At 65.8% G+C, this 12,232-nt stretch carries 13 protein-coding genes; 1 reads left to right on the top strand and 12 read right to left on the bottom strand.

The features are described from left to right. Positions 1–179: 179 nt before the first annotated feature. From GY937_13465 to GY937_13410, 12 genes are all read right to left on the bottom strand, one after another. A complete protein-coding gene (locus GY937_13465) occupies positions 180–620 on the bottom strand; it encodes a YHS domain protein (GenBank protein ID MCP5057715.1) in 441 nt (146 codons plus the stop codon). A 70-nt stretch (positions 621–690) separates the two neighbouring features. Further along, entirely contained in the window at positions 691–1,092 is a 402-nt protein-coding gene (locus GY937_13460; protein MCP5057714.1) for a response regulator, read from the bottom strand. Positions 1,093–1,161: 69 nt separating this feature from the next. Continuing rightward, a complete protein-coding gene (locus GY937_13455; protein ID MCP5057713.1) occupies positions 1,162–2,175 on the bottom strand; it encodes a phosphotransferase family protein in 1,014 nt (337 codons plus the stop codon). Further along, the gene (locus GY937_13450) at positions 2,172–2,561 is read right to left on the bottom strand and encodes a hypothetical protein (GenBank protein ID MCP5057712.1); all 390 of its coding nucleotides are present in this window, start codon (positions 2,559–2,561) and stop codon (positions 2,172–2,174) included. The genes GY937_13455 and GY937_13450 overlap by 4 nt, the downstream gene beginning before the upstream one ends. A 107-nt stretch (positions 2,562–2,668) precedes the next feature. Further along, positions 2,669–3,187 (bottom strand): histidine phosphatase family protein, encoded by a 519-nt coding sequence (locus GY937_13445; GenBank protein MCP5057711.1) that lies wholly within the window; start codon positions 3,185–3,187, stop codon positions 2,669–2,671. A 7-nt stretch (positions 3,188–3,194) separates the two neighbouring features. Continuing rightward, positions 3,195–4,253: an MBL fold metallo-hydrolase gene (locus GY937_13440; protein MCP5057710.1), complete on the bottom strand. Its 1,059-nt coding sequence runs from the start codon at positions 4,251–4,253 to the stop codon at positions 3,195–3,197. 97 nt (positions 4,254–4,350) lie between these two features. Then, positions 4,351–5,529 (bottom strand): winged helix-turn-helix domain-containing protein, encoded by a 1,179-nt coding sequence (locus GY937_13435; protein MCP5057709.1) that lies wholly within the window; start codon positions 5,527–5,529, stop codon positions 4,351–4,353. A gap of 29 nt (positions 5,530–5,558) precedes the next feature. Continuing rightward, positions 5,559–6,773 carry a CoA transferase gene (locus GY937_13430; GenBank protein ID MCP5057708.1) on the bottom strand — a complete coding sequence of 405 codons (1,215 nt, stop codon included), beginning with the start codon at positions 6,771–6,773 and terminating at the stop codon, positions 5,559–5,561. A gap of 186 nt (positions 6,774–6,959) precedes the next feature. Continuing rightward, positions 6,960–8,060, bottom strand: a complete 1,101-nt coding sequence (locus GY937_13425) for a DUF2889 domain-containing protein (protein MCP5057707.1) — start codon at positions 8,058–8,060, stop codon at positions 6,960–6,962. 404 nt (positions 8,061–8,464) lie between these two features. Beyond that, the gene (locus GY937_13420) at positions 8,465–9,814 is read right to left on the bottom strand and encodes a sigma-54-dependent Fis family transcriptional regulator (GenBank protein MCP5057706.1); all 1,350 of its coding nucleotides are present in this window, start codon (positions 9,812–9,814) and stop codon (positions 8,465–8,467) included. Positions 9,815–9,856: 42 nt separating this feature from the next. Beyond that, entirely contained in the window at positions 9,857–10,153 is a 297-nt protein-coding gene (locus tag GY937_13415) for a hypothetical protein (protein ID MCP5057705.1), read from the bottom strand. Continuing rightward, on the bottom strand, positions 10,150–11,331 hold the full coding sequence (locus GY937_13410; protein ID MCP5057704.1) for a serine hydrolase: 1,182 nt from the start codon (positions 11,329–11,331) through the stop codon (positions 10,150–10,152). Before GY937_13410 ends, GY937_13415 begins: the two co-directional genes overlap by 4 nt. 71 nt (positions 11,332–11,402) lie before the next feature. Between GY937_13410 and GY937_13405 the strand changes: the two genes are divergently transcribed. After that, the gene (locus GY937_13405) at positions 11,403–12,098 is read left to right on the top strand and encodes a hypothetical protein (protein ID MCP5057703.1); all 696 of its coding nucleotides are present in this window, start codon (positions 11,403–11,405) and stop codon (positions 12,096–12,098) included. Positions 12,099–12,232 lie beyond the last annotated feature (134 nt).

The raw sequence follows: 12,232 nt of genomic DNA, 5'->3' as shown, positions 1-12,232 counted from the left end.
GGTGACAGTCTGTGCGGTAGAATCCGGCTTCATGAAGGGGCCCTTGTTGAGGGGAAACGGGTGTCGCAACACGTTTCTACCGCAACTGGGGCCTTCTTCAATTCAGGAACGCGACTTCTTCATGAATTATTCGGGCTAGGGGGCCGTTGCCGAAACGATTCCGGGTCCGCGACGCAGTGCTATCTGCCCGCGAGGATCCCGGGCCAGTTCTCGTCGGCGGCTGCGATGAAGCCGGGGATGTCCTTCTCCCAGCGCTCCTGAATGGCTCCGTTGTAGTTCAGGTAGAGCTTGCCATCGACGATCTTCCAGCGGCTCGGATCGGCGGATGCCGTCTTGCCCTGGCTGATTGCCCAAGCGCAGTAGCCGCCGTATTGCGGTGCGTGGGCTTCCGGGTCGGCCTGGAAACGTGCCTGGTTCTCGGCGCTGGAGAACCGCCAGGTGGCTCCGTTCCAGCTCAGCTCATGCTCATCAGAGCCTTCGACCGGCTGGCCGTTCGTGAAGTACGCGACCGGGTCGTAGCCGCCGAGAGCCAGCGAGCTGAAGCGGCCGGTGTAGACCGGGTCGACGGCCAGGGTCTCCGCCGGTACGAACAACACACCGGCCAGGGTCGAACACAGCAATGCAGCGGCCAAGGGACGCATCGACATGGGGGTCCTCCTCGCCCAATCCGATGCCGGGACCCAGGAGAGGTTACGCCTCCGGTTGGTGTTCTACTTCGAAGGGGTTGGGCCCCAACGGCCGGTTGCCTGCGAAATGCTGCACACGCGCAAGCAGGTCTCGGGCTGCGGTGCCGCAGTATTCCCAACCGCCGTCGATTTCCCGCACGATTTCGTCCACCCGCGGCACCTCGATCAGCGGGATGCCCACCAATGAGGGTTCATTGCGCAATTGGACACTCGGGGAAAGCGCTCCGCCTCCGAGAGGGCTCCGGCCCACCACGAGAGCCGCCGGAACTTCGCGCCTCGAGGCCCGAACCGCTTCTGTGGGTGTTTCGGCGGCCTGGGCCTCGAAGCCGCGAGAACGCAGCAGCAGGCGCAAGGCCTTTCGTACGGCCATGGAGTGGTCCACCACCAGGATCGTTCGCTGTTTCATGGAAGTCTCCCCAGGAGTAGGTGCTCCCAAGCCCAAGAAGGTGACGCGCGAGGCCAGGCGGGCGGCGCGTCAGGCGTAGTCGTGTTGGATCATGCGCAGCAGGTCGTACTCGAGCTCGGCCACGCGTCGGCCGCTGGCGGCCATTACGATCGATGGCACGACACCATCGATATGTGCCCGGGCCTGGCCGGCGAGGCCGAGGCCCCAGCTCAAGGTTCCGTGGACCTTCCACCAATGAAAGGCGTCTTCCCGCCACAAGCCGCCGGCCGATTCGTAGCCCGCCTGCAACGCCTCTCGGGAGCCGAAACCGCCGACCTCGAGATGGTCGTTCCGGAAGCGCCACATGCGCTGACAAAGCCAGGCCGGATCGCGCATCGGATCTCCGAGGTGGGCGAGCTCCCAATCCAGCGCCGCCCGCAGGCCGTCCGGGGCGACGATCAGGTTGCCATTGCGGAAATCGCCGTGCACGAGGCTGGCTGCGTCGGGAGGAGCCGGCGCATGACGCTCGAGCCACTGCAAGCCAAGCGTGAAGCTGGGAGAAGGCTGGAGGAGATCCCGGGCCAACGCTTCGAGGGTCGCGATGCCCTGGTCGATCGGGCTCTCGCCGGGGTCCGGGCGGAGGATGCCCGAGGGGACCCGAGTTGGATCGGCCGAATGCAGTTTGGCCAAGGCCTCGCCGCATTGGCGTGCGAGGCGCGGGCCGAGCGAGGGCTCGGCCTCGACCAGGCGAAGGACCTGACGGGGAATCGTTTCGCCTTCGATGCGGGAGGTGATGAAGAACGGCCCGCCTACGTAGGCCGGGTCTTCCCACACGCCATGCAGCTGGGGCACGGGCATGCCTTGATCGAAGGCCAGGCGCAGGCTCGCCGCTTCGACGGTCATCGCCATCACCTGCATCGCGGGATTCGGGATGATCGTTGCGACGAGCGGGAGCGTTTCGTTCTTCCGCGTGGCGTCGAACAGGATGTTGCGGCGGCGGGCTCCGGTGGTGGCCACGCCGATCTCGGAAACTTCGACGGGTGTCTGCCAGAGTTCGCCGAGGGCGCGTTCCAGGCCGCTCTTCAGATCCGGCGGAGGGCTCATTCCGGTAGCTCGCCCTCGAAATCGAATGCATCGTGGCCGGGTTTCGCGATGGCGAGTTTGCCGCGGACGATTTCGAGGAGGGCTTGCCAGGCTCGCCGCTCGAGTTCGGGATCCTCTGCCCGTTTCAAGGTCTTCACGAGTTCGCGGTTGAGTTCCAAGGTGTTCGCGCCTTCGGCCGCCGGGTGGTCCAGAACGGAGCGAAGCAGCTCTGCCTCCCGCTCGTCCTGGGACGGGCCGAGGCGGGCCTCTCGCTCCAGGATCCGACACAAATTCCCGGCCACGCGCACCTGGTGACGCACGGCACCCTGCGTTGCGGGCATCAGCTGCTCTTCCAGGAGGTCGGCGACGGTTTCGAGTAGCTCGGCGGAGGTCGGTCGATCCTGCATGGCGCGGTTGGAAGAACCCCTTGGGCGTCAGTGGACGGGGCGACGATGGTAGGGCAGGTACCCGTCTGGGGCTCAGCAGCGGCCGTCCGACGCAGCTGGATCTGCCGCTAGGTAGTTGGCGTGTTGAAGGCTGCGAGGAACGCGCACTCCGCCCCGGCATCTCGCCAGACCGGAATGTCGAGGTGGAGTTCAGCGAGGGCGGCGGTTCGAACGCCGCGGGCCAAGGCCGCGAGGGCGCGCGGTTCGCCGCCTCCAACCAGCAAATGAACGAGTTCACCGAGCCCCGGTTGGTGCCCGACGATGAGGACACTCCGGGTTTCCTCGTCGAGTTGGTGGATGAACTCGAGAAGATCCACCGGCTCGGCCAGATAGAGATCGGCCTCGATACGGAGGGTCGGCGCGTCCGTCCAGAGGGCTTCAGCTTGAGACAGGGTCTCACGGGCGCGCAGCGCGGGCGAGCAGAGCACGAGGTCAGGGGGGTCGCTGAGATGAGTCGCTGCCATCTCGGCCGCCGCTCGCAATCCCTTCGGTTTGAGTGCACGCTCGGCATCGGATTGGCGCGGGTCTCCCACGCTGGCCTTCGCGTGGCGCCACAGCCACAAGCGTTTCGTCGTCGGCGAATTCATCGCGCCGCTAGCTGGTCTCGTACTCGAGCATCCCCTCGGCGTTGCGATGCATCTCGGCATGGCCAGCGACGCGCAGATGCTCGAGGTGGGCGTAGGTTTCGCTCTCGGCCATCCCGCCCCAGCTGCGCGGCTTGAAGAGCTTCTCGGAGAATGCCTGCACGGTGGCTGAGCCGAGCTCTCGGCCGATGCGTTTCACCGTATCCAGCCGTTCGTAGTGGTGTTCCTTGATGGCTTCGGTACGGCCCTTCAGATCTCCGAACGGGTGGCCATGGGCGGGCAGGGCGAGATCGACGTTCTCAAGCGCACCGACAAGATCGAGGGAATCGAAGAAGTTGTCGAGGGGGTCCTGGGAGAGTGCCAGGCCGGAGATATGAGGCGTGATCGTCGGGAGCACATGATCGCCGGCGAGGAACAATCCCTCCTCCGGAGAATGGAGGCAGATATGGTCTTCCGTGTGGCCGGGCGTATGGGTCACGAACCACTCGCGCCCAGCCAGCCTGAGGACATCACCTGCGTGCACGGGCTTCGAGATCGTGGGAATGAAGGTACTGCCGAGCAAACGTGCCGCTCTCCATTTGAGCCGGATCCGAAGACCGGGTCGCGGCTGCTCGCCGCCCCACGGCGTCTTGTGGTTCCAGCCTCGAATCACCCGGCGGTGGTTCGCATCGTCCTCCGCAGAGGAAAGGTCCTCGACGGAAACCTCCGCCTGGTCGCTGGATTCGAGCACACCGAAGCGGAAATCTGCGTGGGCAACGACCTCGGCCCCGGCTTCCTTCGCGAAACGCCCGGCACCGCCGAAGTGGTCTGGATGCGAGTGGGTGACGATGACCGTGTGGACATCCTTCACCCGCAGGTCGGCCTGCTTCAGTCGTTCCTTGATCGCCTTCCAGGTCGCGGTGCCCGGAAGCCCGGGATCGACGATGGCGGCGCCTTCATCGTCGAGGAGTGCGTACATGTTGACGTGGCCAAGGCCCGGCATGCGGATCGGCAGCTGCATGCGAAGCACATTGCGCCCAACCTCTGTCACCTCAGTGCTCGCAGACTCCTGCTCTTGTTTCTTCGCCATGGCGGCCGAGGGTAGCGTGAAAAAGTCAACGGGCGGGGACGGAGTTGACAATTGACTTGTTGAAAGTGGGCAACGCCCCCTTTCAACAAGTCAATTGTCAACTCCGTCCCCGCCCGTTGACTTTTTCGGCACCCAGGGTTGTGGCGAGTTCCTTCAGGGCTTCGGTGAGGGCATCCCTTCGTTGGGGGGTGCGGGCGCCCCGTTCCCAGCGGAGACTCCGGATGTGGAGCACGCGGGCTCTGCGATCGAGCTTCGGGTCGAAGCGGGCGATCAGCTGGTCGCCTTGCAGGACCGAGAGCACATAGTAGCCATCGCGGCGTTTGGCTTCGGGGATGAAGCCCTCGAAGCGATAGGCGAAACCGAAGAGGCGTTCGGTTCGCTGACGATCGTGGAGGAGGGGGTCGAAGGGGCAAAGGAGCCTGAGCTCGTCCGGGGCTTGGCGGAGGCGGCCGATCTGCCGTGTGACCTGGGGGAGGGCAAACTGGGGGCCGCCCGCCTCCACTTCGACTTCGATCAACCGGCCGTCGCGAAGGGCGGCTTCGCACCAGCTCCGGGCTTCTGCGGCCGTGACGCCGCCCCAGAATTGGGCGAGCTCTCTGGGCCGAGCCGGCCCGAGCCTTTCGAGGGCAGCCGGGATCGCCCAATCGAGATAGCTCTCGAGTTGGACGCGGTCGGCGTCCTCGTGCTCCGGGTGAACGCGGTGGAAGAGGTCGTAGCGCTTCTGGAAACGATCGCGCCCGGCAATGGCGAGTTCGCCCGTGCGCCAGAGATATTCGAGCGCGTGTTTGGCGGGCTTCCAGCTCCACCAACCGTTCTTGGCTTGCCCCGGCGGTGCTTCAAAGTCTGATGAGAGCAGAGGCCCTTCCTGCTCGATGCGTTCGCGTACTTCTGCGAGTAGCGACGGGAAGCCGCGCGCGCCTCCACTGCGTTTCGCGAAACGCGCCCGTGTCAGGGTTGCGTAGCGGTCGAAACGAAACGTCCAATAGGGCAAGAGGCTCGTCGGCAGGACGGCGGCATCGTGGGTCCAATGTTCGAAGAGGCTGCGCCGGTCCTCGAGCAAGCGTCTCAACTGTGCGGGGCGGTAACCCCGAAAGCGCGCGGACAGGATCAGGTGGTGGGCCCGTTCCAGAACCTGGATCGAGTCCACCTGTACGAATCCGAGCTTCTCGATGCCACGCTGGAGGGCGGCAGGCGTCGTCTTTCGAGGCCGAGGCCGGGCGAAGCCCTGGCCTGCCAGGAAGAGCCCGCGGGCTTCGGCCAGGCTGATTTGCTGCACTTGCCCTCGTGGGTTTCCGCCCGTCATGCCTAGAGAATCCCCTTTTCGCGTAGGGCACTGATGCGGTCCCAGTCGTAGCCGGCCACGTCCATCAACACCTCTTCCGTGTGTTGGCCAAGCTCCGGGGCGGCTGTGCGGATGCTGCCAGGCGTCTCGCGCAGACGCACGGGAACGCCAAGCATCGAGGTCGGGCCATGCTGGGGATGGTCGACCTCAACGATGTAGTCATTGGCCTTTACCTGCGGATCGTCCGGCAGGTCGGCGACCGAGTTCAACACGGTGAAGATGAAATCGCCGGGGGCTTCTCGCAGCCGGCGGATCCATTCGTCTCGGGGTGCCGAGGCAAAGGCCTCATCGATGATCGCAACGCATTCGTCGGCATGCTCGGAGCGGGCGGCGATATCCGCAAAGCGTTCGTCCGTCGCCAGCTCGGGCCGGCCGATCGCCTTCGTGAATTCCGCCCAGTAGCGATCGGGTTGGAGCATGGCGAGGGCGAGCCACTCTCCGTCGCCGCACGCGTAGTGGTTCCAGAGCGGGTTGAAGGCCTGCTTTCGAAAGCTGCGAGGGAAGGGAATGCCGGCCATGCATAGCATCCCGAGGGAGAGCCCCTGGAGCCACATCATGCTGCCGAGATGCGAGGCATCCACGGCCTGGCCGATGCCATGTCGCTCGCGTGCCATGAGCGCAGCGAGCACGCCGTAGGCCATCATCACGGCCCCCATCTGGTCGGCGATGCCGCCGGCGATGCCGAGCGGCGGCATGTCCGGCTCGCCGGCTGCATTCATGATGCCCGAACGCGCGAGGCCCAGGTGGTCGAAGGAGGGATCCGCCCGGTCCGGTCCTTCGGGCCCATAGCCGGTTGCACTTGCGTAGATGAGCTTCGGGTTGATTTCCTTGAGCGCCTCGTAGCCAATCCCCAGCCGATCGGCGACGCCGAAGCGGAAGTTCTGCACGAAGACATCCGACTCACGGATCAGATCGAAGATGACCTGAACGGCTTCGGGCTTCTTCAGGTCGAGGGTGATGCTCTTCTTGTTGCGATTGTTGGCCTCGAAATACCAGTTCGGGCGTCCTTCTGCCGTGGAGCCGCCGACGGCCGCGAGGTAGCGGCCCGGGTCACCGCTGCCCCGCTGTTCGATCTTGATCACGTCGGCGCCCAGGTCGCCCAGCATGGCCGAGCAGACAGGGCCCTGTTGCCAGATCGTCCAGTCGAGGACGCGGATTCCTTCGAGGGGCATGGGCATGACGGGCTCCTATTGCAGGTCGTTCGGGCCTGAGAGACGGGTCGCCTTCGGGTTGCAGCGTGCGCCCACGAACCCGGCCGGTTCGGTGATTCCGTCCCTGGTTTCGGGATGAAGTGCGAGCTTAGCCAAGCCCGGGAGGGGATCGGTGGAAGGGGGCCAGCGTCGACGCCAGTTGTCAGGCTTTCCTCAGTCCGTGTCGGGTGGGGTGGTGCGCCGTTTCGACATCGGACCGTCGGCGCGCCACAGGTAACAGGAGTCCGGGAAGCCGCCCATCATGGTCATGTCGGGTCCGTCGCCCGGTTCCTCGCGGGTCTCGGGCTCGTTTCGTTGCCGGGCCAGTCGGGCCATCCAGCGGATCGACGTGGCCGCGAAGCATTGGATCAAGCAGGGCCCGAGGTTCAGCAACACGTCTCGCAGGGGGGCGTGCTCCAGGTCGTCGCTGAGGTGGTGGAGGATCTGCCGGGAGAATCCACGTAGCGCCGGCCCTCCGACCAGGGGCGCCACGCGTTCGGAGGAAGAACTCCAGCTTTCGTCGCCAAACTCCGCCCAGCTCCGGAGGCGTTCGGCTGCATCGAGCGCCCCCACGGTGTTGTCTGCGAGATCCACTCGCGCGAGGACGTGGATTTCGTGTTGGCGGGCGAGCCGATCGAAGAGCTGGCCGACCTTTCCGCTGGGGGTCATGTGGTAGTCCGTCAGTTGGGCGGCGAGATCCATGCTCTCATCGCCCGAGAGCAGGCCATCCAGCGTGAGAACCCGCTTGAAGAGAAGTTCTCCATCTTCCCGTTCTGAAAGACCTTTTGGTGCGACCGTTCTCTCGCGATCAAGGCTCGAAGGAAGGACCCCGCTCATCAGCTGTCCGAGAGTCAGCAGATGCGAGCAGCCAAGGGGACCGGCGAAGACCTTCCGTAGCCTGGCGGCGAAACCCGCGTCGAAGCGCGTGCCAACGAGAGCTTGGAGTCTTGGAGCCGGGTCTCGGCAGCACTCGCCGCGGGTCGTCTCCGCGTCCGCCTCGTAGGCGACCTTGGGCTGGTCGACCACGAGCCGGTGGAGTTCCCGGTCTCCTGCGCCGAGCCAGGCCGTGATCTTCATCTGGTGGATGAAGCCGGCGGTCTGCAAGTCTCCCGCGCCTGGTACGAAGCCGCATTTGCGCAAGTCGAGGATCTCGCCCTCCGCCCGCAGCGTGTCAGCGTCTTCGCGGAAGACCTCGATCACGAAAGTCCGGGTGTGAACGGGCTGGCCGCGCGCGAGAAGGCGGGCCGCGTCGACGGTCGGCTCGGAGAGACTCATGGGCGGCGGAGTATACGCGGGGTCTCCAAGCAGACGAAGCCGCGTGCTGACGGGATCCACACGTCCCCCGAAAAACGGGTGGGTGTGACAAAGGGGTGGACCCGGCCGCCTGGAGGAGCGGCCGGGTCCGTCGGGGGGGCTCTTGGGGGGGAACTCGTTGGTTCGTGATCCCTTGTAGAGCAAGGCGTGTGCCATAGGCAGCTTCGGTCCAACAAGCCCGAACTTCCACGAAGGGCTCCCGAGGAAGGCTCCGCCTCCGCTGCCGCGATTCGTCGCCGGGCTCGTCTCGTGTGCGCAGGTGGAGGCGGAACTGGCCGACATCGAATGGCTCTCTGGCACGCGAACCAGGTTGTCGGCAGCACCGACAACCTGGGTGTCGGCAGCGCCGACAACCGGGGTGCCGTCTACAGCCCGTAGCGCTTGATCTTCTTGCCCAGGCCAACGCGAGAGAGGCCGAGGTCTTCCGCGGCGCGGGTCTTGTTGCCTTCGTTGGCGCCGAGCGCCCGGCGAATCAGCTCTACCTCGAGGCGCTCCACCTGCTCACGAAGGCTACCGCTACCGGTGCCTCCGGGCGGCGCCGTGAGGCCCTGGGCGGGTTGCAACGCCGAGGCGGGAACATCCTCGCCCGGCCCGGTGAGCGCGATCGCCCGTTCGACGGCATTGCGAAGCTCGCGCACGTTGCCCGGGAACTCGTAGGTGGCAAGCGCGTCGAGGAAGTCTTCGCTGAGGGTGATCTGCCGGGCGTTCTCTTCCCCGAAGGCCTCGGCAAAATGCTGGGCGAGGAAGGGGATGTCGACCCGCCGGCGACGCAGGGGCGGCAACGCCAGGGTCAGCGTATTGAGGCGGTAGTAGAGATCCTGGCGGAACTCGCCGCTCTCGATGGCAGCCGGCAGATCGCGATGGGTCGCCGAAACGATCCGCACGTCCACGGGCTTCGATTCGGAGCCACCGATGGCGCGTACCTCGCGCTCCTCCAGGACCCGAAGAAGCTTCGTCTGGAGCGCCGGCGTGGTGTCGCCGATTTCGTCGAGGAAGAGGGTTCCGCCGTCGGCCTGCTCGAAGAGGCCCGTGCGATCCCGATCGGCGCCGGTGAAGCTTCCCTTCAAGGAGCCGAAGAGTTCACTCTCGAGAAGCGTCTCCGTAAGAGCACCGCAGTTGATTGCGACGAAGGGCCCGCTGGCCCGAAGGCTCTGCTCGTGCACGGCGCGAGCGGCGAGTTCCTTGCCGGTGCCTGTCTCCCCGAGGATCAAAACGGAGGTCTGGGTCGGCGCGATGCGCCGGATTTCTTCGGTGACTTCGCGCAAGGAGGCGCTCACGCCGAGCAGTGCCTTGGTCGGACGCTGCCCTTGGCGCGCGCCGGCACCGGGCTGGGCGGGTACCGCCAGCTGCAATGCGCGTTTCAAGGCCGGTGCGGGAGGCGGGTCCTGAAACCATGCGACCGGTTGCAACTTGTCGAGCCCACGAGCGAGTTCGGCAACGTCGCACAGATCGGATACGAGGATGACGCGTTCGGCGAGGGGTAGCTCGCGAAGCGCCAACAGCGCGTCGAGTGCCCCAGGCCCGTCGGCTTCCCGAAGGTGGGCGATGGCCACGGGTGCGTCGATCCAGGCGTTTCCGCTGCCCAGATCACACGGGGCGACCTGCCGGATCTGGAGATCGCCGCGGACCGCATCATCGAGCCACTTCGCTGCCTCCGGGTCGCGGCTCGCCAGCAGGACCACGGGCGTGGCCCCCGGAAACGGTTTCTCCCCCATGCGGGCTTCATCGGAGCGTCGGCTGCCGCGCCTGAGAAGCTGCTAGGGACCCAGGGTGCAGCCGTAGGGGGCTTCGTGGAGGGCAGTTCGATCGGCCAGGAGTGGCACCCAGGCGCGTACGCCTTCGCCTGACACGAGCACCTCGGCTTCGATGGATTCCATCGATGCCAGCATGTCTGCCCGGCACGAGGCGAGGCTGCGCTCCGCTACGAAGACGCACGAGCAGGCCTGCTTGGCCACGTAGCCGGCGCCTACCTCGGTCATGGTGCGCAGGTGCGGCAGGTACCAGGCTCCTGCGCCTGCGGCGATCAACAAGAAGCCCACGAGCAGGCGCTTCACGGCGCGGCCTGTGCGGGGAAGGCGGCGACCAACGCGGCCATCTGGGCGCCCATCCTGAGCCAATCGGTTGCGATCATCTCGCCGAGGCGCAGAACCATCAGGTCGCGTCCTGGAACGAGCGCGACGTACTGGCCACCGTTTCCGCTCATCTGGAACGCACTGCTCGGTGCGCCGGGCAGAGGATCGAATTGCTTTTCGCGGGCTGGAAGATTCAGCCAGAAGTGGGCGCCGTAGGTTCCGTTGTTGTCGACCGGTGCGCGGGTGCGCGTGAAGTCCACCCAACCTGCCGGCAGGATGCGCTGGCCGTCCCATTCGCCATCGCGCAGGTAGAGCAGGCCAAGGCGCGCCCAATCTCGCGCTGTCGCCCAGACGTGGCTGCCACCCACCAGTTGGCCGCGGCTGTCGGATTCGGCGACGAGGCTCTTGATGCCGAGCGGGTCGAGCAGCTCCTTTTCCATCCAAGCCCTGGTGGCTTCGCGGCCGGGGCCCGTAAGCCGTGAGACGATGCCGCCGAGGATTGCACTGGTTCCCGTCGAGTAAGCCCAGTGGGTCCCGGGGTCGTGCAGGAACGGAACGTTGGCCGCGTGGCCCGCCATATCTTGCGCGTTCGGGCCGAACAGGAGCTGGCCGACGAAGGCCTGGGGGTCGTCGCCGCCGTCTGCATTGTCGAGCCCGGTGGTCATGTTGAGCAGCTGGCGAAGGGTGAGGCGGTGACGAGGGTCGTCGGCTTCGCTCCAGGTCGGCACCGGAGCTGGAGCGTCGACCTCGAGCCGGCCGTCGCGCACGAGGAGCGCGACGAGGCCCTGCACGAAGCTCTTGGCCATCGACCAGGAATGAAAACGCGAATCCGGGCCAAAACCGTCGGCGTAGCGCTCGAAGACGATCTCGCCGCCCTGGACGATCAGCACGGCGCGGGCGTCCGGGGGCCCCCCGGCTGGCTGACTCTCGAAGATCGTCTCGACCGCCGCAGCCAGGGCCTCCGCATCGACGCTGGGTGCGAGTTCCGATTCCGGCCAGGCATCGCTTGGCCAGGCGGTCTGCGCTGGCTGCGAGGGCAGGGGAACCAGGGAGTCGGCAGCCCCAGCCGTGGGCGCGAGTAGAAGCAGGCTGGCGAGCATCAAGATGGGCACGACAGGAAGGTGGGCTGCCGGGGCCGGATCGACAAGGCGTGATTTCACCGCGGCAGGGAAGGGCCGTCTCCCATAGAATCGCCTCGCGTCGTATCCAGGGCGATCGAAGGGAGCCAACGTTGGAGAAGCTGATCTACCTCAGCTGGAAGCGCGATGGGCTGACGATCGAGGCTTACCGCGAACATCTCCTGGAGGAAGTCGCTCAGCGCATTCTGGCCGCAGGTGCTTGCGCACTGAATGTCAGCGTCGCCGATACCCAGCAGGCGATTCCCAAGCCGACCCTGCTGATGGGAGAGGGCGCCACGCTTTCCGCTGCGGTGGCGGTGTGGATGCAATCCCTGGACGATCGCGGCCCGGTGGAGGAAGCCCTTCGTGAGCAATCGGTTCGTCTGGATGGCTATCTCGTCACGGAGTCGGTTCCGCAGCCCTGTCTCGATCGCGATTGGGCAGATGGCGCGCCGAGCCCGGGAGTGACCCACTTCACCTGGTTTCCGAAGCCGGAACGCCTCTCGGACGAAGCGTTCTACCACGGTTGGCACGTGGTGCATACGCCCGCCTCGGCTGAGCTGCACCCGCTGCGCTGGGAATACGTTCGCAACGCGGTTGCGCGTGTCCTGACCCCGGGATCACCACCGATCCGCGCCATCGTGGCCGAGCGCTTCCGCGACATTCTCGACTACACGGACCCCTCCCGGCTCTACGGATCGCCCGAGGCCTTGAAGCGTACGGTCGAAGAGCTGCCCCTCTACGGAGACATGGAAGCGATGCACTCGACGCCGCTCTCCGAGGTGATCGTCAAGAGCCTGGGCAGCTAGCCCCAATCCGTCGTTGTGAGGTGAACGCCGGACATTGAAATGGCCCTGTGAGTGTGAGATGAAGGAGTTACAAGGCTTCTCCACCGACACCCAACAAGGCCACTTCAGTGCGATTGATTCAAGGCTCTATTCGG

The sequence above is a fragment of the bacterium genome (assembly GCA_024228115.1).
In the GTDB taxonomy this organism is placed as follows: domain Bacteria; phylum Myxococcota_A; class UBA9160; order UBA9160; family UBA6930.
Note: the sequence above shows the minus strand (reverse complement) of the source record. Positions and strands in the feature narration are given on the sequence as shown.